Consider the following 23989-nt stretch of genomic DNA (forward strand, 5'->3'; position numbering starts at 1 on the left):
ACAGAAATGAAATTTGCAGTGTCGCTGACCATGGAGCGCTTCTCGCCCGACATGCCGATGTCGAAGGTGAAGAGCAATCTGCTCGAGCTGGCGCAGATGGCCGACGCGGGCGGCTTCGAGACGCTGTGGACGGCAGAGCATCATACGATCGAGTGCACCATCTCGCCCAATCCGTTGATGACCCTGACCTGGCTGGCGCAGCACACGCAGCAGATCCGGCTTGGCACCTCGACGCTGGTGGCGCCGTACTGGAGCCCGATCCGCCTGGCTGGCGAAGCCGCCCTTTGCGATCACCTGACCGGCGGCAGGCTGGAGTTCGGCATAGCCCGTGGGTCCTATCAATACGAGTTCGACCGCATGGCCGGCGGCATGCCACAGCAGGAGGGCGTCGCCTACCTCAAGGAACTGGTGCCGGCGGTGAAGAAACTGTGGGCCCATGACTATGCGCATGACGGCCACTACTGGAAGTTTCCGCTGGCCGCGGGCGTGCCCAAGCCATTGCAGACGCCGCATCCGCCGATCTGGGTGGCGGCACGTGACCCCGGCACATTCGACTGGGCCGTAGGCATCGGTGCCAACATCCTGTCGACGCCGCTTTCAGCGCCCGCGGCCGAGATTGCCGTGCTCGGCGAAAAATTTCGCAAGGCGGTCGCCGACCATCCGGAAGTGCCGCGCCCACGCCTGATGATGCAACGCCGCACCTGCATCTACGATCGCCCGGAGGACTGGGAAGTCGCGGTCCGCCACGCCATCGACTACGGGCGCTCCTTCGAGAACCTCTTCCAGAACATCGGCACGGTAAAGAACGGTTTCCCCGAGGCTGTGCCTTATGAAAGCGTCAAGGGCAAGGACAACTACAATCCAGAGAGCATCCGCAAGAACCTGATGTTTGGCACCCCAGGCGAGATCATCGAGAAGCTCGAGGATTATGAGGCCGCGGGCGTCGACCAGTACTGCCTGGGACTCACCTTCAACCTGCCGTTCGAGCTGCAGAAGAAGACGATCAGGCTGTTCGTCGATGAGGTCATGCCGCACTTCGCCACGCGGGATCGCACCAGGGCTGTCGCGGTGGGGCACTGATGGCGATGGCGACCGGTTCCTTCGTTCACGGCGATGTGGCGCTCAACTATCGTGTCGACGGGAACGGGCCACAGAAGCTGGTCTGCATCCATGGCGTCGGCTCCTATCTGGAAGCGTGGAGCGGCGTCGTCGCTCGCCTGCCGGATCAGTTCACCGTGCTCACATTTGATCTACGTGGCCATGGCGGGTCGGCGCGCATCAAGGGACGCTACGAGATTGATGACTTCGTCGGCGATACGCTGGCGCTGGCCGATCATGCTGGCTTTGCGCGCTTTCATCTTGCCGGCTTCTCGCTGGGCGGCCTTATAGCCCAGCGCCTGGCACTGACCCATCCCGATCGGCTTCAAAAGCTGGTGCTGCTGGCGACCGTCGCCGGGCGCTTGCCGGAAGAACGGCAGGCGGTTCTGCGTCGTCTCGCCGCTTTGACCGCCAGCCAGCCGAGTGCGCACCATGCCGCGTCGCTCTCGCGGTGGCTGACCGAGGAGTTTCAGGAGCGCAACCCGGATGTGATCGCCGAGCTGCATCGGCGCGACGCCGAGAACGATCCTGCGTGCTACGCCGCCGCTTACCGGGTTCTGGCCGAGACGGATTTCGGCGGCATCCTCGACCAGATCAGGTCGTCGACACTGATCGTGACGGGGGAGGACGACCAGGGATCCAACCCGCGCATGGCGCGTCATATGCACGACCAGATCCGCGGCTCGCGGCTCGAGATCCTGCCGGGGTTGCGGCATTCGATCCTGATCGAAGCGCCCGGGCCGGTCGCTGGCCTGATTGCGGATTTCCTGAATGACCACTCACGACGGGCAGGGGCGACCAGCCATGGATAGCAAATTGCAGAAAGCCGGCGAGGCAGTCCGCCGCAAAGTACTGGGCGACGACTATGTCGACCGCGCAATCGGCAATGCCGACGACTTCTCCAGTCCCCTCCAGGGCATACTCAACGAGTATTGCTGGGGCACATGCTGGACTGACGCCGCGCTCGATCTCAAGCAGCGCAGCCTGCTCAATCTCGGCATGCTTGCGGCACTGGGGCGCATGCATGAATTCGGCGTGCATTTTCGAGGTGCGATGCGCAACGGGCTTGGCGACGACGAGCTGCGGGCGGCCCTGATCCAGATCGCGGTCTATTGCGGCGTTCCGGCAGGTGTCGAGGCCTTCCGTGTCGCGCGTGCGGTGCGCGACGAAGCAAAGGCCGACACGCCATGACAAGCGTTTCGCGACCGTCGGCTTACCTTCGTTCCGAGCAATCGGCGCGGCAAACCTCCTCTGCCTCGCCGGAAGACGGCGACGGCAGTCTCATTTCTAAATTGGCAACAACAACAAGGGGAACGGTGCACATGAAAACATCTCTGAAATTGGCGACATTGGCGGCTTCGCTTGCCCTGACATTGACGACGCTTCCGGCTCAGGCCGGCGCGGTGCTGGACCGTGTCGTGGCGGCCGGAACTCTCAAGGTCGCAACTGACGCCAACTGGGCGCCGCAGTCCTTCCTCAATGCCAGCAACGAACTGGACGGCTTCGACATCGATGTCGCCAAGGAGATCGGCAAGCGCATCGGCGTCAAGGTCGAGTTCGTGACACCGGGCTGGGACATCATCACCGCCGGCAACTGGGTCGGCCGCTGGGACATGCATGTCGGCTCGATGACGCCGACGAAGAAGCGCGCCGAGATCTTCGATTTTCCCGCTGTCTACTACTACACGCCAGCAGCGGTTGCGGTTCACAAGGACAGCAAGGCCAAATCGTTGAGCGATCTGGATGGCAAGGTTGTCGGCGCGACGACGACATCGACCTTCGAAGCCTATGCCAAGAAGGATCTGACGCTCGACGCGGCCGGTGCGCCGCCATTCGAATACAAGCTCAACCCGAAGGAAGTGCACTCCTACGAGAACTCCACCACCGCTTTCGACGATCTGCGGGTCGGTGACGGCGTTCGGCTCGATGCCGTCGTCTCGTCGCAGCCCAGCATCGTCGATGCCGTGAAAGCCGGTTATCCGATCAAGCAGATCGGCGATCCGGTGTTTTATGAGCCCCTGGCTGTCGCAATCGAACACGGTGACCCGGAATTCTCGGCCAGAATCGCCGATGCCGTGAAGGCCATGAAAGGCGACGGAACGCTGAGCACGCTCTCCAGGAAATGGTACGGGGTCGACTACTCGGTCGTAAAGTAGTTCCGACGTTCGCTGGCGGCTCGCCTGTGCGGGCCGCCGACCATTCGAAGGGACAGGCTATGCTCTACCCCGATACCGTCGAAGCTGAAGTCCTCGTGCACAAGCCGTGGTTTGTGGCGACGATGTTCGGCGTCGTCTTTGCGATCTTCCTCGCCTTCAACCTGACGTCGACGAGCTTCGGCGAATTGATGCGCCCGGTCATCGGCGAACCCGCACATAGCGGCCTCTACGGCAGGTTCGCCATCGCATTCACGATCGCGCTGCTGTTCGTTTTCAATGTCGTCCTGATCGGCTTCGCCTCGCTGCGCGTCCAGATCGCCATCGTCTGGCTGGAACTGCTGCTGCTCTTCCTTGCCTTCTTCGAAACCTTCCATCTCAGCCTGCCTTTCATCTGGGAGAAGCTGCCATTCCTGATTTCACAGGGCGTCGTCACCACCCTTTATGTCTCTGCGGTCTCCATCATCATCGCCTCCCTGATCGCCATACTGGGTGCCGTAGCCAAGCTGTCCACCAACGGCTTCGCCTATGCCATCGCAAGCTTCTACACCTCGTTCTTTCGCGGCCTGCCGCTGCTGATGCAGGTCTATCTGATCTATCTCGGCCTGCCGCAACTGGGCTTCGTGGTCGGTGCGGTTCCCGCCGGCATCCTGGCGCTCTCGCTATGCTACGGCGCCTACATGACCGAAATTTTCCGATCGGGAATCCAGAGCATCGACCGTGGTCAATGGGAGGCATCGCGCTCGATGGGTTTTGGCTTTTCGCTGACCATGCGCCGGATCATCCTGCCGCAGGCGCTTCCGGTCATCATTCCGCCGACCGGCAACCAGTTCATCTCCATGCTCAAGGACAGCTCGCTGGTGTCGGTCATCGGCGTCTGGGAGCTGATGTTCCTTGCCCGCACGCTGGGCCAGAAGACCTTCCAGCACATGGAGATGCTGATTTCGGCCTCTCTCATCTACTGGATGCTGTCGATCTGCCTCGAACTGATCCAGTCCCGCATCGAACGGCACTATGCCAGGAGCAAGGTGCGATGAGCGCTGAACCCATCATTGAAGCCAGGGCCGTCTCCAAATGGTACGGCCAGTTCCATGCCCTGAAGGACATCAATCTGACGGTCCACAAAGGCGAACGCATCGTCATCTGTGGTCCGTCCGGCTCCGGAAAGTCGACACTGATCCGCTGCTTCAATCGCCTCGAATCGCATCAGGAGGGCGACATCGCCGTCAACGGCATCCATCTTCACCCAAAGATGAAGAACGTCGCCGACGTGCGCAGCAATGTCGGCATGGTGTTCCAGCACTTCAACCTGTTTCCGCATCTGACCGTGCTGATGAACTGCATGGCCGGGCCGATGTGGGTTAAGGGCGTTTCCGCCGCCGAGGCACGCAATACCGCGCTGCAGTTCCTGGAGCGCGTGCGCATTCCCGAACAGGCGAACAAATTCCCGGTCCAGCTGTCGGGCGGCCAGCAGCAGCGCGTCGCCATTGCGCGAAGCCTGTGCATGAAGCCGGCGGTGATGCTGTTCGATGAGCCGACATCGGCACTCGACCCGGAAATGGTGTCGGAAGTGCTCGATACGATGACCGCGCTAGCGCGCGACGGCATGACTATGGTTTGCGTCACTCATGAAATGGGCTTTGCACGGGCGGTGGCCGATCGCGTCATCTTCATGGATGTCGGCCAGATAGTCGAGGAAGGCAAGCCGGACAGCTTCTTCGGAAATCCTCAGCACGATCGGACCAAGCTGTTTCTCAGCCAGATACTGAAGCACTGATACGCACATTTTGCCGTAGCCAATGGCGGTAAGGGTAGTGGGTCAGTTATTCAGCGATAACGCGGACGGTCTCCGCTATGGTGGAGCGCAAGTCTTCCACCCGTGCCGTCGCTCGCATCTGGAAGCGTCGGGCGCTTTCAACAGCAAGATGGTTAGGCTCCCACTTGCTGATCGGGATAAGGCTCGTTGCGGATTAGCTCGAACGTCGCTTTTACCACAAACAGCGGCGCGCTTGTACCGTCATGAACCTGCAATGCGACTTGGCGGAACGTGCCGTTCGGCATCTGGTCCTTGGCTATCGCGGCACGGCGTCAGGGCGCCCGACCGGTGAAAAGATCGTGGAACCGCTGCAGGTACAGCGGCCAGCCTTGATCGCTATCGACCCCACCGCGCACGCTCTCCCAGCCTTCGCCGTGGCGCTCGAAATTCCTGTGCTCGATCTCAACCCTGGTCCGGTTCTCCGTCTCCGCCGTGAACCGGACTTCCCATTCGCTGGTCTTGTTCAGGTCGGTCTCAATCTGCCACCGCGGGTTGATATCCCAACTCAGAACCAGCCGGCTCGGCGGATCGTAAGTCAATACACGAGCCCAGCGACACTCGCTGCCGTCGACGCCGCGATCGTAAACGTGCCCCCCAACCCAGGCTTCAAAGATCGTCTCAGCAATGGGCACTTTGAGAAGATTGTGCTCGCGAGGTTTGAACCTGCCGAAATCCTCGGTGAAGACCTTGAAGGCACGCGCCATAGATGCCTCGACGACGACGGAGTGCCTTACAGGCTCGGTAGCAGGATGCTTGCTCATACCTGGTCCTTCTTTGGAGGCTCGACGGCTAGTTTGTAGCCCGCCAGGGTCTTGCTCCAGAACTGATCGACTTCCGCGCGCAGACTTGCCAGGCCGCCGGGATCGATACGATATATGCTTTCCTTGCCCGAGCGCGTGTCGGCAACAAGCCCGGCCTCCTTGAGTACCTTCAGGTGCTGAGAGACCGCTGGTCTGGTTACAGGCAGCGCACGAGCAAGTCCGCTGACCGAACAAGGCTGTTCGAGCAACAGTTCGAAGATCGTTCGTCTCGTCGAATCTCCGAGCGCAGTCCAGTAGTTCGCGTTAGTGGCCACTAACGCGAACTTAAATCGACGGGCCTTCCATGTCAACCTTGGAGTAGTCGACGGGCGGCCCGTTGACTCTGATTAAGCCGCCTTGGCGGCCCCGTCTCGTCGCGCCTCCCGGGCGAGCCGCGGCGCATGCAAAAGCGCGAGCCGATGAGAGCGTTGCAGGACGATCTTGCCAAGGACCCGGACAGCCGATGCTGAGGTCATTACTGCAACCGGCTCCGATCCTGAGCCGATGGGAGGATCAGCGCGTCGCCGCCGGGAGAAAGGTGAATTGACGGATGCATTCCCCTGTTGTCTCACCGCCTCTATCAACTCATGTGTTGCTTGAGCGACCTTGGCAACGGGCAATCGGTGCACGCAGTAGACGCCGCCCGGGTTGTTGGGTTTGCACAAATGGGGAGCAACACACTGGCAAGGCAATGGCGGCTCAACCGTGCGGTAAGGCACGCCAACTGGCCCCCAGACATCTGGGGGAGTGAGCCCGTAGAGGCCCACAACTGGAGTTCCGACCGATGCGGCCAAGTGCATTGGGCCGCTCTCGTTTCCCAGGAAGATAAACGCGTCCGCAAGCAATGCTGTTAGTGTCTCAAGCGAGGCTTTGCCAACAACGCTTGCCAACGGGTTGACCGCCACATTCAGGATACGTTGCGCGATTGCGCTCTCGTCAGGTCCGCCAATCAGCAGTGACCGCAGGCCCGTCGTTTCATAAACCTCATCGATCACTGCGGCGAACCGTTCAGGTTGCCAGCACCGCCCTTCGAACCTTGCTCCGGCGTGCACCGCGACGAAAGCTTTTGCATTCAGATTGCTCTGAGCCAGAATCTGGGTCGAAGCGCCTCGTCCGATGGATGTGGGCTCAAGCCTCGGTGTCACTTCACTCGACGTTATCCCGAGCGCTCTCAGCGGCGAAAGATATCGGTACAGGTAATGCGCGCCTCCCTGGCCGAAGGTTTCAGCAAATATATTGGCAGGCTGACTTTCCCAAGATTTTAGAGGCACTTCGGGGGGATCGTATCCGACGCGCATTGGGGCGCCGATCAGCTTGTGTATTATCCTCGATGTCTTCGAGTCGGTCAGATCGATGGTGAGATCGAATTTTCGGCGGCGGAGCTCAGCGACCAAGCTTGAATATTCCTTCAAGCGCCTGGTTAGGCTTCTACCACCACCTCGAGGGTCGAATCCGATGGCTATGTCTGCGATACTCTGGCTGACCACCAAGTCTCGCAGGCCAGGAGCGCAAAGCATGGCCATGATGGCGTGTGGGTAGGCGACGCGCAGATTTCGCATAAGCGCCGAGGTCAGAATGACGTCCCCGATGTACTTCGCCTGGATAACCAGAATGGATTTGACAGCCAGCCGATCAGCCATCGAGATATTCAGCACGTCAAAACGATGGGGCAGGATGTTGGTCATTGGGCGCGCACAAACGTCCAAGAGAGCTCATGTGCCGCTTGTGGTGATCGATGGATCGGCAGCCTTGGAACCTCCGACCCATGCACCTCTCGTTTGTTCCACAAACAAAAAGGCAATCCCACGCAGCGCTCGCTGCCTGGGAGGAGCGGAACCGGGGCCTGTCGGTCTGCGGATGCCGTGGTCATGGCGTCTGTCCCTGCCAAAGCGGCAATCCGCTTTCTCTGGCGAAGTCTCTATCTTCCGCGTAGATGGGCTCGCCTCTTCTCGCCACCCGCCGAAGCAAATCCGCATCTTCGTCGGCATGATATCGGAAGGCGTTTCGGCTATCGTATCCATGCCCGGCCTGAGACAGGGAAAACCCGCTGACCACAACCGGAGCGAAGCCGGCGAAACGCGCAAGCATGACAGCGAAAGCCCCCGTGGAGATGTTCCGGTGCCAGCCGCGGGATACGTGAAATTTGCCGCTAAGCCGCCAGACGATGTTGGCAAGCTGCCACCTGGTAAGCGCCTGCAAGGTGTCGTAACGATAATCGAAGGTGCGACAGCCGGCTTTCAGCTTGTCCTCCACGTCAGGCCAGATCGGGACGATCAGATGCTTTGCCTGCCGCCCTTTTAGCAAGTCACGCTTGTAGAAGTCCTGCTCACCTTGGCCAACCAGAATGCCGCGACGCATCAGCGCCATATCAGGAGCGGCGAGGCCAAAGGTTTCCGCCAAAATCTGGGAAGCGTTGACGGTTACAAGCGCCCAACCGGCATCATGTCCGTACGGGAGGCGAAAATTCGGCGCCGATCCCATGACCAAGACGGGACCCGTGAGCCTGGGCAAGCGGAGGATGGGCTTTGAGAGCACGGGCAAGAGATCCGAAAGCGGAGGTTTCATGCGGGGATCTGAACCGCATTTTCCTCAAACGCACGCAGAATGCTTTCTTCTCGGCTCCACAATTCGTCCCATTGTGTGGCGCCCGACCAACCGGCAAACCAGGGACCGCCGAGCGTGTAGTGCGCCAGCGACACCTCGGCGGGGTCGAGTTCGGAAGCCGACGCCCCTACGAGGTAGTTCCATGCCAGAGGCAACTCCCCGATCTCATGATCCTCGAGCCATTTGAAGGCGTGGAGGTCACGTCCGGGCCACGTATTAAGCATTTCGTTCGTCAGTCGTTTGTTGGCGGGATGGTCTAGATTCCACAAAACGACCGACGACCAGTTCTTGCGCCGATAGAACGTCTGCGTTTGTCCGTCCATCTTGACGGCTTCAGACTCGCGTTGCCGGTGCTTAACCGCCATGATCGCGTAGGAAGGATCGACCAGGTCGAGCAGCTTGACGGGATCCTGCAGAAAAAGAACGTCACAATCGCAGAACATGGCCCAGCCGCCTTGCCGCATAAACGGAACGGCAAAGCGCGATATGGCAAACTCGGTCGCCATCGGTGCCTCGGAGATCGGGCACCAGAGCCTACCGTCACGTACCTCCATCGGTCGCTTCATTATTCCTTGGGCTTCAAGGTCTTTGAGCACCAGTGGGTGGATCTGCAACGGCGTGCTTGTCCGGCGGAAGGCGCTCCATCGCGCCACCTCGAGGACTCGGGCTTCGCGTGGGTCGTACCCGATGTAGATTGGCATCATAGTGTAACTCTGCAGTTGGAAGTGAGTTTGCCCGCATTATGCAAGGTTGCGCGGCTGGCGGTAGACCCCAGGTAAATGGATCAACCCGCCGCGATGGCGATCGTGCAAGGCCAGAGCGCCACAGTCGGGATATTGTTGCAGTCAGGCCGGAGTCAAGCAACCGTGAGCGACGGTATTTCGTTTGGCTCGACGGAACATTGGCCGGGCCGGCGGCCCAAATAAAGCGAACAGATGTTATCGCGCTCGCTAGCTCCTTTTCCGTGAATGGCTTGCTGAAATTTTGATGTCGCGAGTCCCCGGGAGTTCGGCGTAGCCCGTTGCTATAATGACGGGTACGTTCGGCCACTGGCCTTTGATCGATAGCTGCAGGCCCGTCATCTTCGGCATAGCATGATCCGTTATGACGAGGTCGAACGGCTGCTCCTCCAGCAACCTGAGGGCTGCCGCCGCAGAATGCGCCTCCGCGACAGTATGGCCGAGATCCTCGAGCATTGCCGCGGTATTCAAAAGGACCAGCGCATCGTCATCCACTGCCAGAATCCGCAGCGACGCCGTCTCAATGGCTTCCTCGGCAAGAACATCCGGCCCGCGCGCGACTTCCGAGCTCGCGGTAGCCACCGGCAGCCACAGTTCCGCCGTCGTTCCTGCTCCCTTGCGGCTCCTAAGCGTCAGGCGCCCGCCCATTTGTTCTGTCATCCCATGGACCATAGACAGACCGAGACCCGTGCCTTTGCCTACGCCTTTTGTGGTGAAGAACGGTTCTGTCGCCCGAGCTAGTGTTTCTTCGTCCATTCCTTCGCCAGCGTCTGCTACCGAGAGGCAGACGTAGGGGCCCGGGGCCAAGCCAGCCTCTTTGCTTTCGCCGACCTGTTCCATCCGAGTGGAGATGACGATCGTTCCGCCGCCAGGCATCGCGTCCCTGGCATTGACGCACAGATTGAGCAATGCGAGTTCGATTTGACTTTCATCAACCATCACACGATCAAGCGAGAGCGGAAATTTTGTCTCTATGATCGCCCTTGAGCCCAGCGATCGTTCCAAGAGATCCTTCATTCCGTGTATGAGCCCTATCAAATCGACAGGCTTTGGATCGAGTTGCTGCCGCCGGGCAAAGGCCAGCATGCGCTGCGTCAAGGACGCTCCCCGTCGCGCGCCGAGCACCGCGTTGTCGAGAAGACGCAGCAATTGTGGATCGTCGGGAAGCCGTTTGCGGAGCAGCTCAAGACTACCCAGAATCGCCATCAGCAAATTATTGAAATCGTGAGCGACGCCGCCCGTCAGTTTGCCGATCGCATCCATTTTTTTGGGAGTGGAAAAGGGCCTCACGTGCCTGATCCAAGGACTCCTGCGCCTTCTTCCGCTCCGTAATGTCGCGTGTGATCTTCGCGAACCCCAGGAGTTCGCCATCCTCGTGCCGAATGGCGTCGATGACCACGTGGGACCAGAACGCAGTGCCGTCTTTGCGTATACGCCAGCCTTCGCGCTCAACTCGCCCTTCACGGGCGGCGATCTCCAGGGCACTTTGCGGACTGCCCCGCTCACGGTCCTCGAGAGTATAGAATTGGGAAAAGTGCCTGCCGATTATTTCATCTGCCGAATAACCCTTGATGCGTTCCGCACCCGCATAATGCGCTGACCCTTGGCGTTGAACAATGCAACTGGGTGAGGTTCGGCGCCAGGAAAACCTTCTGGCCCGGCATCACGGAAATCCGCTCGCGCAGCAACGCGCTCAGCGTGTTGTTGCCGGCTTTGGCCATGACAAGGGTTTCCGCGCCGGTCGGCTCGACCACTTCGACCACCGCCGGCACGCCGCTGTCTGAGAGCTTGAGATGTTCGGGCCGGATGCCCCAGGCAAGCGCACTTTCGCCCTGTCCCAACCCAGGCAGCGGAAATACCGTGCCGTCGCTGGCGACAAAACCGTCCGTAGTGGTGCGGCCGTCCAGGATGTTCATCGACGGCGAGCCGATGAACTGGGCAACGAACAGATTGGCCGGCCGGTCGTAGAGATCGAGCGGGGCGCCGACCTGTTCGACGATGCCGCCATTCATGACGACGATCTTGTCGGCCATGGTCATGGCTTCGACCTGATCGTGGGTGACGTAGACGATGGTGGTTCCCAGGCGCTGGTGCAGCGCCTTGATTTCGGTGCGCATCTGCACACGCAGCTTGGCGTCGAGGTTGGAGAGTGGCTCGTCGAACAGAAAGACCTTCGGGTCGCGCACGATAGCGCGGCCCATGGCGACACGCTGGCGCTGCCCGCCGGAAAGCTGGCGCGGATAACGATCCAGCAAGTCCTGCAGTCCGAGGATCGTCGCGGCGCGCGCAATCTTGGCGTCGATCTCGCTTTTGTCGGTCTTCTTCAGCGTCAGTGCGAAGGCCATGTTCTCACGCACCGTCATGTGCGGGTAGAGCGCATAGTTCTGGAAGACCATGGCGATATCGCGCGATTTCGGCGCGACCTCGTTGATGATCTTGCCTTCGAGCGCGATCTCGCCGGCGCTGATGTCTTCCAGTCCGGCGATCATTCGAAGCAAGGTCGACTTGCCGCAGCCGGACGGGCCAACCAGGATGACGAATTCGCCCGACGCGATGTCGACGGACACGCCGTGGATGACCTTGGCCTTGCCATAGGCCTTCTCGACACCTGATATGGTGAGCGCACTCATTGGTGTTTTCCTTAGAAAGAGACCTTGTCGCCGCCCTTGAGCTGCAAGATCTGCCGCGCCTCGTCAGGGGTGGCGACCGAGGCGCCAAGCCCCTCGATGATCTGGCGCACCTTGAGCACCTGCTCGGCGTTGGATTTCGCCAGCTGGCCCTTGCCGATCCAGAGCGAGTCCTCCAGCCCGACGCGCACATTGCCGCCGAGCGCGATGGCCTGGGTGGCGATCGGCAGCTGGCTGCGGCCGGCGCCCAGCACCGACCAGTGGTAGTCCTGTCCAAACAGCCGGTCGGCGGTGCGCTTCATATGCGCGACATCCTCCGGATGGGTGCCGATGCCGCCCAGTATGCCGAACACGCTCTGGACAAAGAACGGCGCCTTGACCAGGCCGCGCTCGACGAAGTGCGCGAGCGTGTAGAGGTGGCCGATGTCGTAGCACTCGATCTCGAAACGCGTGCCGTTTTGCGCGCAGGTCCGCAGGATGTGCTCGATGTCGCCAAAGGTGTTGCGGAAGATGCGGTCGCGCGAGCCTTCGAGATAGGGGCGTTCCCACTCATGCTCGAAGGTCTTGAAGCGCTCCAGCATTGGGTAGAGGCCGAAATTCATCGAGCCCATGTTGAGCGATGCAACTTCCGGCGCAAAGGTCGCCGCCGGCTTGACCCGTTCCTCGACGCTCATTGTGGCGGCACCGCCTGTGGTGATGTTGATGACGCAGTCCGAGCGTTGCTTGATCACCTTCAGGAAGGGCGCAAACGCCTCGGTCGACTGGTCGGGCCGGCCGTCGGCGGGGTTGCGCGCATGCAGATGGACGATGGCCGCACCGGCCTCGGCCGCGCCGATCGCGGCGTCGGCGATCTCTTGCGCGCTCACCGGCAGATGCGGCGACATGGACGGCGTGTGGATCGAGCCGGTAACCGCGCAGGTGATGATGATCTTGTTCTGGTTCGCCACTTGAAGAATCCTCGTCTATTTGACCGCAGCTATTTCACCGCGCCTTGGGTGATGCCGGAGATGAACTGCTTCGACAGCACGATGTAGAGCAGGGTGATCGGCAGCGCTGCCAGTGTCAGTCCGGTGAACAGCACGCCCCAGTCGGTGGTGAACTCGCCGACGAAGACGGTGAGGCCCTGCGGCAGCGTCTTGAGATTGTCCGACGTGATCAGCACCAGCGGGAAGAAGAAGTCGTTCCAGATCGGAACGGCGTTCTGGATGGCGACGATGACCAGCGCCGGCCGCGCCAGCGGCAGCATGATCGAGCGCATGATGCGAAATTCGCTGGCGCCGTCCATGCGTGCGGACTCTTCCAGTTCGCGCGGCAAGGTCCGGAGGAAGCCGGTCATGATGAACACCGCTGAGGGAATGCCCATGGCGACATAGACCAGCACCAGGCCGGCATAGCTGTCGACCAGCCCAAGCGACTCCAGCTGGATGAACAGCGGAATGATCGCCAGTTTGAGCGGCACCGTCATGCCGCTGAGGAAAAACATCAGCACCAGCGCGCTCAGCCTGAACTGGTAGCGGGCAATCGCATAGGCGGCCATGGTGCTGAACAGGAGGATCAGCGCCACCGCGGCCATGGTGATGCCGACGGAATTGGCGAGGTAGCGGACGAAATTGGTTTCGCTCCACACCCGCTCGGCATTGGCCAGCGAAAAGTGCGCCGGCAGGGCGAAGGGCGAGCTGAAGATTTCGGCGTTGGTCTTGAACGACGACATCACCATGACGAACAGCGGATAGATCATGATGACGGCGTTGATCGCCAGCATCAGCTGGATGGCGCCATTCTTCAGCAACTCGGCGGGTTGCCCGGTGCGGGCTGTCGCGCTCACAGCTCGATCTCGCGACGGCGCAGGTAGCGAAGCGCGATTGCAGTGACGCCTGCAACGATGATGAACATCATCACGGCCAGCGCGCTGCCCTGGCCGAAATCCTGGATCCCGGTCGTCGTCGAACCGAAGGCGGTGCGGTAGAAATAGAGGCCGAGCACATCTGTCGCGCCGCCGGGCGAACCGGTGAGGCCAGCCATGACATAGGGGATTTCGAACCAGTTGAAGCTGCCGATGAAGGTCAGGATGGTGACGATGGTGACGCTCGGCGCAATCAGCGGCCAGATAATCCTGGTCATCAGCACATAGTCGCCGGCGCCGTCGAGACGGGCAGCCTCGATGACTTCCTTGCTGACGCGCTGCATGCCGGCCAGCAGCACCAGGGTGGGGAAGCCGAGCCAGTGCCAGACGTTGGCGAACAGGACGCTGCCGAGTGCGGTGTGTTCGTTGCCGAGCCACGGTATGGCGCCGATGCCGACCAGCGCCAGCGTCTGGTTCACCAGGCCGAACAGCGGATGCAGGAACAGTTTCCACAGGAAGCCGACGATGACCGCCGACAGCACGACCGGAAGAAAGACGATGACCTGGTGGATACGGTGGCCGGGCAGCGCCTTCAGCAAGGCATAGGCGAGCAGGAAAGCGGTGCCGTTCTCGAACACCATCAGCGCCACGAAGGCGATGATGTTGTGCTTCAGCGCATTCCAGGTCCAGTCGCTGTAAGGCTGTTCAAACAGCACCTTGCGGAAGTTTTCGAAGCCGATGAATCCGGTCGGCTGCAAGCCGTTGAACTCATAGAAGGCAAGGCGGAAGGCTGAGAGCAGCGGCCAGAGCACGAACAGCACCATGACCACCAGGGCCGGTGTCAGCAGGGACGCGATCCAGAGTGACCGGCGCCACGGAAAGGCTTTTGTGGTGTGGCGCCGGCCGCTGTTCATGTCACTTGCCCTGGAAAGGCTTGTACCATTTGGCGAGGCCGCTGGTCAGGTCGGCGGCCAGCTGGTCCGGGGTGATCGAACCCGACATCATCTTGGTGATGTCGCCCTGCAGCAGCTCCGATCCCGTCGGTTTCTCGAAACGGAAGTAGACGACATTGATATGCGGCATGGCGGTTTCGTTCAACTTGGCGACATGGGCGAGAAGCTCGTCCTTGATGACGACGCCCTTGATCGGCGAGATGTTGCCGAGCAGAGCGGAGAACTTGTCGCCGAACTCCTTTGTGCCCATCCAGTTGACCAGCTTGAGCGCGGCCTCCTTGTTGGCCGACTTGGCGTTGACCGCATAGCCGCCGTCGAAGAACTTGGTCACCTGCGGCGTATCGCCGGCCTTGACCACTGGCGGGGCGACGAAGTCCATGTTGATGGCCGGGTTCTGGGTGCGATAGCTGGCGATGTCGAAGCTGCCGCCGGCAAGCATCGCCGCTTTGCCGCTGATGAACAGCTGGCCGGCGGTGTCATAGTCGATACCTTCGAAGCCGGGCGGCATGTAGTCGCGCAATTCGAGCAGCTTGCCGAGTGCGGCGACATAGCGCGGGTCCTTGAAGGTGGTCTTGCCCGACGTCAGGTCGCTGACAAAATCCTGGCCGAGGAACGGGTTGGTGAAGATGGCGACGAACATCTCGTTGAACCAGCTTGTGCCCATGCCGTTGGCGAGGGGATAAATACCCTTGTCCTTCAGCGCCTTGCTGACGGTTATGAACTCATCCCATGTGGTCGGCGGGGTCAACCCGGTCTTGGCGAAGACGTCCTTGTTGATGAACAGGCCGAGCGTCTGCGAGGCGAAGGGCAGGGAATAAACCTTCTTGTCGGCGCGGTAGGTGCCGGCCACCAGCGCATCGGCGGGCTGGTTAGCGAGTGAAGGCACCGTGGTCAGATCCTGCGGCTCGAAATAGCCGGCCTTCACGAACTGCTCGAGCCAGCCATAGGCGTGGGTGTGGATGACGTCGCCACCCTTGCCGGCGGCCAAGGCCGTCGAGACGATCGTCGGATAGTTCTCGTCCGGGAAGGACTCGAACTTCACATGGATGTCCGGGTTGGCCTTGGTGAAATCGGCGAAAAGTTCGTTGTAGGCGGCCTTGTCTTCCTGGCGCCAGGTCCAGAACGAGATGTCGGTGGCATGCGCCACGCTGGCTGCCAATCCCCATGCGAAAGACGCGGCCGCGAGGGCCAGCCCAATCCTTCTCCTGCTCATGTTGCAATCTCCCAATCGCGCTTGATGCGCTTTTTACGACGATTATCAAATCATAGTTCTTGCCGTCTGGAAAGATAGTTTGTAAAGTTTCCTAACTAACGTGGATTGGACGCGGCAGCCCGGCTTGCGCGGTGGATATGGTGACCCAGAAAATCATTGCAGGCGTGGATATAGGCGGCACCAAGACGCGCATCATGGCGTGCCAGGGCGAGCGCATCGCCGACGAGGTGCTGGTGACGGAGAGCTGGCGCATTCGCCAGATGGAGACTGATGCCGAGACACTGGCTGGGATCGTCGCGGGATTGTGCGGCGGGGTCGCGCCCGCTGTGCTGGCCGTTGGCGCGCATGGCTGCGACACGGGTGAACAATGCCTTCGCTTCCAGGCGCTGCTGGCAAGCAGGACCGGTGGTGCGGTGCAGGTGGTCAACGATGCCGAGCTGATGGTTCCTGCCGCTGGCTATATCGACGGCATCGGCGTCGTCTCCGGCACAGGCTCGATCGCGGTGGCACGCACGGCCGATGGCAAGATGCTGGCAGCCGGTGGCTGGGGCTGGATCCTTGGCGACGAGGGCAGCGCGCCGGCATTGGTGCGCGAGGCGGCGAAAGCAATCCGGCACAGCCTCGACCGGGGCCAGAATGGTGACCCGCTGATTGCCGGGCTGATGCGCGAACTGGGTACAGACGACCAGACCAAGCTTGGCATCCTGCTCAACGAAACGCGTGGTGCCGCGGTCTGGGGCCGCTATGCCAATGCCGTATTCGACGCGGCGATCGCCGGCTCGGCTCTGGCTATCCGTGTTATCAGCGAAGGCGGGGCAGGGTTGGCCGCATTGGTCGAACTCTTGATCGAACGCGGCGCCAATCCCGCCCTTGTCGTGGCTGGCGGCGGGGTCATCTCGGAGCAGCCGATGTTGATGACGGCATTCGTCGAGGCCATGGCAAAGGTCTCGCCGTCGAGCCAGGTGCTGCTGCTGCGCGAGCCGCCGGTGCTGGGTGCGGTCGCCTTGGCGAGACGACTGCTGGTCGGTCAGGGCCAATCTTCGGGAATTGGAGCGGTTTGAATGATGAAGCGTATCGGCTATCGCCCGGCGGTGGCGCGCCAGACGGAAAGTCTCGAAATCGGCCGGCGTTCGGTGGCCTCGTCGCTTGACGACCTCGATCTCGGCGCTTTTGCCGGCAAGACGATCGGGCTTGCCGGCATCGGCGCCAGCTATCAGGCGGCGCTGGCCGGTGCGCTTTATCTGCGCGCCTCCGGTATCAAGGCTTTTGCCTATACCCCGACCGATCTCTATGGCCGGACGGATGCAGCCGCCGATGCGTTCATCGCGCTGTCGGCCTCCGGGCAGAGCCGCGAAATCTACGACGTCATGCGTGAGGCGTCGGGCGCGCCGCGCCTGGCGGTCTGCCGTGGCAGCGGCAATCCGCTGGCTGATCTGACTGGTGCTGTGCTTGCCACGGATTCTGGCGCCGACAATGGCGCAAGCTCCACCGGCTATACCGGGACCTTGCTGGCGCTCGGCATGCTGATCGACAGGCTCGCCGGCAACAGATTCGACTGGACGACTTTGTCACCTGCAGCCGCCACCGTCCTTTCCGGTGCGCAAAGCGCTGCCGGGCAGGCGGCCCGGCTGCTGCAGGGCAGAACATCCATCGACATCGTCGCCGCCGGTGTCGGCTTCGCCAATGCCGGCGAGGCGGCGATGCTGATACGCGAGGCGGTGCGGGTGCCGGCATCGGGATGGGACACGCTGAACTATCTGCACGGGCCGATGGAATCGCAGGATGCGGCGACCGGACTGATCGCCATCGGCGACGGTCGCGAGGTGAAGATCGCGCAGGATCTTGCGGCGCTGGGCTGCCCCTCGGTGCTGGTGACGCGGCGCAGCGATGTCGCTCCAGCCGACAGGCTGGTGGTGATCTCGATTCCCGCGCTCGGCAACGCCATCGCTGATGCCATACTGGAGATCATCGCCATCCAGCTCATTGTCGGCGACATGCAGGACGCGGCCGGCCTCACCGACATCGTGTTCCGCTACCGCCAGACCGATACCAAGCTGAAGCCGTGGTCGCCGACCGAAGTCTGACGTCCTTGTCCGGACATCGCGGAAATTGCCAAACCGGTCAGCAATGAGGCATTGAGGACAGGATATGGCTTTCGAGTCGGGGCAGCGAATGCGCTTTCGCCGACCGGAGACAGGATTTCAGGCAAAGGTCGAACGGCTGAGATGGCGGCTGCGGAAATCCCCAATCTGACCGACAGCGCCCGGGCGGTGCTGCGCCTGCTTGCCTCGCACGGGCCGGTGACGCGGCCAAAGCTCGGCGCCATGCTCGACCTGTCGAAGCCTACCATGTCGGCGGCGGTGTCGGAGCTGAGCGCGCTCGGCCTCGTCGCCTCGCGTGGGATTGAGCGCGGCGCCATTGGCCGCACGGCGACGATCTACGGCATCGGTCCAGGTGCCGGCTACGCGATCGGCATCGATGTCGGCGCCGCCCAGGTGCGCGCCGTCGCCTATTCGATGGATGCGCAGAAGCTGGCGTCGGTGGAAGAACCGATCCCGGAAACGATAGCCGGCGATGCCGACGCGGTCGGCGCCGTCGTGCTGTCGGTCGCTCGTGCCACAATGGCCAAGGTGGCCAAGAGTTTTCGCGCGCTGCGCGCCATTGCGGTGGCGGTGCCGCGCATCGTCTCCAATGATCGTTTCGACCGGCCCGGGGGGCCGTCCGCCGTGCTTGGCCTGCTGCGGCGCAGCATCGAGGTGCCGATCGTCCTGGAAAACAACGTCAACTGCGCGGCTATTGGCGAGATGCATTTTGGTGCCGCGCAAGGCCACCAGACCTTCGCCTTTCTGCAGGTCGGCGTGCGGGTTGGCCTCGGCTTCATCACCGAGGGGCGTTTGTTTCGCGGCGCCGGTGGTGCGGCCGGCGAAATCGGCCGCATGCCGTTTCCATGGTCGGCCAGCGAGACGCCCTATCGTGAAGGGCTCGAACATTATCTCGGCTCTCGGGCGCTAATAGAGCGCTGCCGTGTCGACTGGCCCGCTGGGGAAGGCGCGCCGCCCGACTCGGCCAAGGATCTGTTCGCGCGTGCTCTGGAGGGCTCAGCACCGGCGGTGGCGGCTGTCGCGCGCCATGCCGCCGATATCGGCAGGCTGGCCGCTGGCTGTATCGGCATACTCGACCCTGGCCTGATCGTGCTTGGCGGCGGTGTCGGCAGAAACCCGCTGATGACGGAAAACGTCGAGCGTGTCGCGGCAGAGCTTGCGTGGCCGACACGGATCGCCGTCAGTTCCCTGGGGGACGACGGGACCGCGCTGGGTGCCGTGAAGCTGGCGGTTGATTACACTCTCGGGCTGATGCTGCGCGAAGGGCGCCACCCGGCTGTGGTGCTGCCCCCAACGTCAAACGTGGAGCCTTAGAGGTGGTGTATCGTGGAGGACAATACCTCCTCGTCACTGAGCATTGCTGGCGCTCATCGCGCCAAAGAAGCGCCTGACGGACGAGAGAGAGAGCCATATGGATTTCGTTTCTTGCGGTGTTCGGGAACGTGCTTTCGCTCGGCCCTGCGCTCGTTTGGCGCGCCCACGTACTGCGACGAGACTTTTTTCCTTCGCCTGAAGATCCTGCATCGCTCGTTCTAGGTGGTCGTATAAAGGAAGCCATTCCTCGCCTTGGTCACTAGGTGCGACGATGATCTCCGCAACGCGGTCGAGCGCTCGCTCGATGCGCTCCTCCTCATGAGAAATTTCAATGGAATATATGCTATTTAAACGATCGAGTGGGCATCCAGTTCCAGGCTCGAAGGCGGACGGCAGCTTTGCGCCCCATCTCAGTCGTAAAGTTGCATTTTTCAATTGCCCGGAAGCAGACACTTTCTTCAAGGCCCTTCGACGGGTTGGATAGGCTGAACTCACCGGGATCTAGACCAGGCGAAGTTTATCTCGAGCGATCTGCCAAGCCGATTCGACATGTCGCCGTGCCGCCGCTTCCGCCTCATCGGGCTTGCGCGACCTTATCGCGTCCATGATCTCGTTCATCTCGCTGATCGCAGGCTCGCGGCGGTTCTCCGAAAGAATGGTCATCGAACGAAGCTGATTGATTCGGACATTCAGCCCGCTGACGATTTCCCAGGCGACACGCTTGTCGGCGGCCTCGAACAGCGCCTCATAGAATTTCGTCGTCGCCCGCATCACTGCCGGCGGCGTCGCCGACGCCCATGCCCCGAACAAGTCCGCCAGCGCGCGTTCGAGCGTTGCCAGTTGCTCGCCGGTGGCCGACAGGGCGCAGGCGCGTGCCGCAATGCCTTCAAGCAGTGCCCTCAACTCATAGATCTCGTCGGTGCGGCCGAGATCCGGCCTGGCTACGGCCGGCCCGTGCCCAGGGATCATCTGCACGAGCCCCTCGGCCTCCAGTTGCCGCAGCACCTCGCGCACGACGGAACGGCTGACGCCAAGCTGGTCGCAAAGCGGCCGCTCGACCAACCTTTCGCCAGGCTGGAAGTGGAAATCCATGATGGCTTCGCGCATGCGCTCCAGCGCCAGCGTTCTCAAGGTCTTGGCGCTGCGGTCGATGCGAAGGGTGTCGTCTGGCATGTCTTGGCTCCTGACCGCCACGAAAACAGATTCCATGCCCGGTTGACAAGGTACTTGGTGCTCCATAGCATGGTATACCATAAGATGATACAGAGATCGGACGGTCCCTGGCATCGCCGACCCGAGGATTCCATGCAGCCTGCCATCCGCAAGATCGTGACTTATACCGAGAACACGCTGATCGAAGGCGGCAAGGCTGCACCGCGGCCGCTGCGCCTGATCGGCGTCGCCGCGGTGCTGACGAACCCTTGGGCGGGACGCGGCTTCACCGACGATCTGTCGCCCGAGATCCGCGACTGTGCGCCTGTGCTCGGAGAGACCCTATCCCGCGAGATCATTGCCATCGCCGGTTCCGGCGACGCGATCGAGGGTTATGGCAAGGCAGCCATTTGCGGCACGTCTGGCGAGATCGAGCATGCCTCGGCGCTGATCCACACGCTGCATTTTGGCAATCATTATCGCCGCGCCGTCGGCGCCAAGACCTATCTTGCCTTCACCAACCTGCGCGGCGGGCCGAACACGCCGATCATGATCCCACTGATGGACAAGAATGACGAAGGACGGCGCTCGCATTACCTGACCGTGCATTTCCAGATCGGCGATGCGCCGGCGCCGGACGAACTGGTGGTGGCGCTTGGTGCGTCGATCGGCGGTCGCCCGCATCATCGTATCGGCGATCGCTATCAGGACCTCAAGGAGCTTGGGGACGTGCATGGCTGACGCTTCCACCTGGGCGCGACAGGGCACAACGTTCGATGGCACCTGCTTCATCCGTGCCGGCGCTGGCACGCCGGTGCTGTTCATCCACGGCGTCGGCATGAACGCCGCGATCTGGCAGCCGCAGTTCGAACGCATGGCCGACAGCTTCGACGTCATCGCGATTGACATGCTCGGCCACGGCCAGTCGCCACTGCCGCCGCAGCACCCGGAACTGGCCGACTACGCCGACCAGGCCATTCGCCTGCTCGACCATCTTGGCCTCGACCGGGTGTCCGTCGTCGGCCATTCGATGGGTGCGCTCGTTGCCCAGGAGTTGGCCCTGCGCGCACCGGAGCGCGTCCGCCGCATCGTTTCCCTGAATGCCGTGTTCCGGCGGCCACCTGAACTGGCCGAAGCCGTTCGCCAGCGCGCGGTGGCGCTCAACGGGCGCAGCGATACGGCCGGCACGGCACAGACCATTGCGCGCTGGTTCGGCGATCCGGTGCCGACCGAGCTGGAGGCGGCAGCGCGGAACACGGCATACGCACTGATCGCGGTCGACCCGGAAGGCTATGCCCGCACCTACCGCCTGTTCGCTCGTGCCGACGGCGATCATGCCGACCGCCTGCCGACGCTGGCCGTACCGGCCCTGTTCATGACCGGCTCCGAGGACAGGAACTCTTCGCCGGCAATGTCGGCCGCGATGGCACGGCTGGCGCCGCATGGCCGCTGCACGGTGCTGCCGGGCGAGAAGCACATGATGGCGGTCGCGGCGCCGGACCTCACCACGCGCCATATCGTTGACTTCCTCGCGGAGGACGAAGCGATCGAGCGAAGCGGCACTGCTGAGGCGAATACCGGGTTCGACAGCGGCGAGTTCCGCCGTGCGCTGGGATCCTTCCTCACCGGCGTCACCATCGTCACCACCATCGGGCCAGAAGGCGAGCCGCGCGGCTTCACCGCCAACTCGTTCACCTCAGTGTCGCTCGATCCGCCCCTGGTGCTGGTCTGCATCGCCCACAAGGCCTTAGGCCATCCTGTCTTCGCGACATCGAAAAGCTTCGCCATCAACATCCTCAACGAGGGCCAGAAGGCAGCGTCCGGCATCTTCGCCTCGAAAGCCGCCGACAAGTTCGCCGCCGTAGCATGGCGGCCGGGAAGGACCGGCAGTCCCGTTTTGGACGGCTCCGTCGCGTCCTTTGACTGCGACATGGAGCGGCTGGTCGAGGCCGGTGATCATTCGATCCTCATCGGCCGCGTCCGCGATTTCGAGCACAATTCCGCGCAGCCGCTCGGCTATTGCCGCGGCGCCTATGTTGCACCCGGCCTGAGCCAGGACGCGCTGGCCGCCACCCAGCCCGGCACCGATGTCGGCGCCATCCTCGAAAATGGTGGCCGGATCCTGTTCGTGGAAACGACGGACGGTTACGAACTGCCGCGCGGCCGAGGGTTGGGTTCGGCAGGCGATGGCAATAGTCTGCGTGGACTGCTTGCGGCAAAGGCCATCGAGGCCCAGCTCGGTTTCCTGTTCGCCGTCTGGGACGACGCCGGACCTGTTTCGCGCACGCATGTCTACTATCGCGGCACGTTCGACGTGCCCGCTTCCAGCGATCGCGGCATTCGGCTCATCGAGATCGACGCGATCGAAGGATTGAAGATCGCCGATCCGGCGATCCGCTCGATGCTCACGCGCTATATCAGGGAATGCTCGGTAGATGCATTCGGCGTCTATGTCGGCAACGATGTCGAAGGCGAGGTCCGGCCGCTCGCCAGACCCAGCGCTTCCACCGTCAATACAGGTGCCCACGGATGAAATTCTCGCTCTTCGTGCATATGGAACGGTCGGATCTGGCCAAGCCGCATTCCGAGCTTGTGACCGAGCTCGAAGAACTGGTCCTGATGGCCGAACAGGCATGCTTCGAGACCGCCTGGATCGGCGAGCATCACGGCATGGAATTCACCATCTCGCCCAATCCCTTCATCAACATCGCCTATCTCGCCGCCAAGACCAGCCGTATCCGCCTCGGCACCGGAACCGTGATTGCGCCCTTCTGGCACCCGATCAAGCTTGCCGGCGAAGCGGCGATGGCTGACGTCATCAGCGGTGGCCGGCTGGACATCGGCATCGCGCGCGGCGCCTACAGCTATGAATATCAGCGCATCTTCCCAGGTCTTGACGCCTGGGGCGCCGGCCAGCGCATGCGCGAGATCATACCGGCGATCCGCGGCCTATGGGACGGCGACTTCGAACTCTCCGGCGAGTTCTGGCAATTCCCCGCCACCACCTCCTCGCCCAAGCCGCTGCAGAAACCCTACCCGCCGATCTGGGTGGCGGCCCGCGACCCGAACTCGCACGATTTCGCCGTCGCCAACGGATGCAAGGTCCAGGTAACGCCGCTGGCTTCCGGCGATGACGAGGTGACGAGCCTGATGCAGCGCTTCAACGCCGCCTGCGCCGCGCATCCCGAGATCGAACGACCGGAAATCATGCTTTTGATGCACACCTTCGTTGCCGACGACGCGGCTGACGCCGATCGCCTGACGCAGGACCTGTCGACTTTCTATTGCCAGTTCGGCGCCTGGTTCCAGAACAAGAAACCAGTGCATCAAGGCATATTGGAGCCGCTGACGCCGGACGAGATCGCGGCCATGCCGCAATACGCGCCCGACAAGATCAGGCAGAACCTGGTGATCGGCGAGGCCGATGAGGTCATCGCCCGGCTGAAGACCTATGAGGCACTCGGCTACGACCAGTATTCGATCTGGATCGACAGCGGGCTTTCGCACGAGCACAAGAAAAAATCGCTGCAACTGTTCATCGACCGGGTGATGCCGGCCTTCCTTTGATCGCGAG

At 62.0% G+C, this 23989-nt stretch carries 24 protein-coding genes and 1 pseudogene; 12 read left to right on the top strand and 13 right to left on the bottom strand.

What is annotated here, in order from left to right:
• The first annotated feature begins 6 nt into the window (after window positions 1–6).
• The 6 genes from RPF88_RS31750 (at window position 7) to RPF88_RS31775 (ending at window position 5028) form a co-directional block, all read left to right on the top strand.
• On the top strand, window positions 7–1080 hold the full coding sequence (locus RPF88_RS31750; RefSeq protein ID WP_127367613.1) for an LLM class flavin-dependent oxidoreductase: 1074 nt from the start codon (window positions 7–9) through the stop codon (window positions 1078–1080).
• Window positions 1080–1910, top strand: a complete 831-nt coding sequence (locus RPF88_RS31755; RefSeq protein WP_127371476.1) for an alpha/beta fold hydrolase — start codon at window positions 1080–1082, stop codon at window positions 1908–1910. The genes RPF88_RS31750 and RPF88_RS31755 overlap by 1 nt, the downstream gene beginning before the upstream one ends.
• Window positions 1903–2289: a carboxymuconolactone decarboxylase family protein gene (locus RPF88_RS31760; RefSeq protein WP_337124029.1), complete on the top strand. Its 387-nt coding sequence runs from the start codon at window positions 1903–1905 to the stop codon at window positions 2287–2289. Before RPF88_RS31755 ends, RPF88_RS31760 begins: the two co-directional genes overlap by 8 nt.
• Before the next feature lie 131 nt (window positions 2290–2420).
• A complete protein-coding gene (locus tag RPF88_RS31765; protein WP_127415985.1) occupies window positions 2421–3254 on the top strand; it encodes a transporter substrate-binding domain-containing protein in 834 nt (277 codons plus the stop codon).
• A 59-nt stretch (window positions 3255–3313) separates the two neighbouring features.
• On the top strand, window positions 3314–4288 hold the full coding sequence (locus RPF88_RS31770) for an amino acid ABC transporter permease (RefSeq protein WP_337124031.1): 975 nt from the start codon (window positions 3314–3316) through the stop codon (window positions 4286–4288).
• Window positions 4285–5028, top strand: coding sequence for an amino acid ABC transporter ATP-binding protein (locus RPF88_RS31775; protein ID WP_127415983.1), 744 nt, complete (start codon window positions 4285–4287; stop codon window positions 5026–5028). The genes RPF88_RS31770 and RPF88_RS31775 overlap by 4 nt, the downstream gene beginning before the upstream one ends.
• A gap of 311 nt (window positions 5029–5339) precedes the next feature.
• On the opposite strand, the gene RPF88_RS31780 is transcribed toward RPF88_RS31775, so the two are convergent.
• From RPF88_RS31780 to RPF88_RS31830, 11 genes and pseudogenes are all read right to left on the bottom strand, one after another.
• Window positions 5340–5828: an SRPBCC family protein gene (locus RPF88_RS31780; RefSeq protein WP_013525198.1), complete on the bottom strand. Its 489-nt coding sequence runs from the start codon at window positions 5826–5828 to the stop codon at window positions 5340–5342.
• Complete coding sequence (locus tag RPF88_RS31785) at window positions 5825–6178, bottom strand: ArsR/SmtB family transcription factor (protein ID WP_013525199.1); 354 nt, start codon at window positions 6176–6178, stop codon at window positions 5825–5827. Before RPF88_RS31785 ends, RPF88_RS31780 begins: the two co-directional genes overlap by 4 nt.
• Before the next feature lie 36 nt (window positions 6179–6214).
• Window positions 6215–7552 carry a glycosyltransferase family 9 protein gene (locus tag RPF88_RS31790; protein WP_337124033.1) on the bottom strand — a complete coding sequence of 446 codons (1338 nt, stop codon included), beginning with the start codon at window positions 7550–7552 and terminating at the stop codon, window positions 6215–6217.
• A gap of 181 nt (window positions 7553–7733) precedes the next feature.
• A complete protein-coding gene (locus tag RPF88_RS31795; RefSeq protein WP_245268673.1) occupies window positions 7734–8348 on the bottom strand; it encodes a hypothetical protein in 615 nt (204 codons plus the stop codon).
• Between the two features lie 80 nt (window positions 8349–8428).
• Window positions 8429–9175: a hypothetical protein gene (locus RPF88_RS31800; protein WP_013525202.1), complete on the bottom strand. Its 747-nt coding sequence runs from the start codon at window positions 9173–9175 to the stop codon at window positions 8429–8431.
• A gap of 226 nt (window positions 9176–9401) precedes the next feature.
• Window positions 9402–10796 (bottom strand): annotated as a pseudogene (locus RPF88_RS31805) (ATP-binding protein); the annotation flags it as partial.
• Window positions 10762–11841: an ABC transporter ATP-binding protein gene (locus RPF88_RS31810; RefSeq protein ID WP_337124034.1), complete on the bottom strand. Its 1080-nt coding sequence runs from the start codon at window positions 11839–11841 to the stop codon at window positions 10762–10764. The pseudogene RPF88_RS31805 and the gene RPF88_RS31810, both read right to left, overlap by 35 nt.
• Window positions 11842–11852: 11 nt before the next feature.
• Window positions 11853–12785, bottom strand: coding sequence for a 3-keto-5-aminohexanoate cleavage protein (locus tag RPF88_RS31815; protein ID WP_337124035.1), 933 nt, complete (start codon window positions 12783–12785; stop codon window positions 11853–11855).
• Window positions 12786–12814: 29 nt separating this feature from the next.
• On the bottom strand, window positions 12815–13600 hold the full coding sequence (locus tag RPF88_RS31820) for a carbohydrate ABC transporter permease (RefSeq protein ID WP_442921316.1): 786 nt from the start codon (window positions 13598–13600) through the stop codon (window positions 12815–12817).
• 59 nt (window positions 13601–13659) lie between these two features.
• On the bottom strand, window positions 13660–14595 hold the full coding sequence (locus RPF88_RS31825) for a carbohydrate ABC transporter permease (RefSeq protein ID WP_027161988.1): 936 nt from the start codon (window positions 14593–14595) through the stop codon (window positions 13660–13662).
• A gap of 1 nt (window position 14596) precedes the next feature.
• Window positions 14597–15847, bottom strand: a complete 1251-nt coding sequence (locus tag RPF88_RS31830; protein ID WP_337124037.1) for an extracellular solute-binding protein — start codon at window positions 15845–15847, stop codon at window positions 14597–14599.
• Between the two features lie 137 nt (window positions 15848–15984).
• Here RPF88_RS31830 and RPF88_RS31835 point away from each other — a divergent pair, with 137 nt between their 5' ends.
• From RPF88_RS31835 to RPF88_RS31845, 3 genes are all read left to right on the top strand, one after another.
• The gene (locus RPF88_RS31835) at window positions 15985–16908 is read left to right on the top strand and encodes a BadF/BadG/BcrA/BcrD ATPase family protein (protein WP_337124038.1); all 924 of its coding nucleotides are present in this window, start codon (window positions 15985–15987) and stop codon (window positions 16906–16908) included.
• Window positions 16909–17931, top strand: a complete 1023-nt coding sequence (locus RPF88_RS31840; protein WP_027161991.1) for an SIS domain-containing protein — start codon at window positions 16909–16911, stop codon at window positions 17929–17931.
• A 141-nt stretch (window positions 17932–18072) separates the two neighbouring features.
• Entirely contained in the window at window positions 18073–19263 is a 1191-nt protein-coding gene (locus tag RPF88_RS31845; protein WP_064994965.1) for an ROK family transcriptional regulator, read from the top strand.
• A gap of 33 nt (window positions 19264–19296) precedes the next feature.
• Here RPF88_RS31845 and RPF88_RS31850 read toward each other — a convergent pair whose 3' ends face one another.
• On the bottom strand, window positions 19297–19725 hold the full coding sequence (locus RPF88_RS31850) for a hypothetical protein (protein WP_337124039.1): 429 nt from the start codon (window positions 19723–19725) through the stop codon (window positions 19297–19299).
• A gap of 39 nt (window positions 19726–19764) precedes the next feature.
• On the bottom strand, window positions 19765–20436 hold the full coding sequence (locus tag RPF88_RS31855; protein WP_013525211.1) for a GntR family transcriptional regulator: 672 nt from the start codon (window positions 20434–20436) through the stop codon (window positions 19765–19767).
• 132 nt (window positions 20437–20568) lie between these two features.
• On the opposite strand from RPF88_RS31855, the gene RPF88_RS31860 reads away from it, so the two are divergent.
• Genes RPF88_RS31860 through RPF88_RS31870 form a run of 3 tightly spaced genes read left to right on the top strand, consistent with a single transcriptional unit; the run spans window position 20569 to window position 23982 of the window.
• Window positions 20569–21156: an amino acid synthesis family protein gene (locus RPF88_RS31860; protein WP_027161992.1), complete on the top strand. Its 588-nt coding sequence runs from the start codon at window positions 20569–20571 to the stop codon at window positions 21154–21156.
• Complete coding sequence (locus RPF88_RS31865; protein ID WP_337124040.1) at window positions 21149–22948, top strand: alpha/beta fold hydrolase; 1800 nt, start codon at window positions 21149–21151, stop codon at window positions 22946–22948. The genes RPF88_RS31860 and RPF88_RS31865 overlap by 8 nt, the downstream gene beginning before the upstream one ends.
• Window positions 22945–23982: an LLM class flavin-dependent oxidoreductase gene (locus RPF88_RS31870; protein ID WP_013525214.1), complete on the top strand. Its 1038-nt coding sequence runs from the start codon at window positions 22945–22947 to the stop codon at window positions 23980–23982. The genes RPF88_RS31865 and RPF88_RS31870 overlap by 4 nt, the downstream gene beginning before the upstream one ends.
• Window positions 23983–23989 lie beyond the last annotated feature (7 nt).

The sequence above is a fragment of the Mesorhizobium sp. ISC11 genome (assembly GCF_037162595.1).
GTDB classification, from domain to species: Bacteria; Pseudomonadota; Alphaproteobacteria; order Rhizobiales; family Rhizobiaceae; genus Mesorhizobium; species Mesorhizobium ciceri.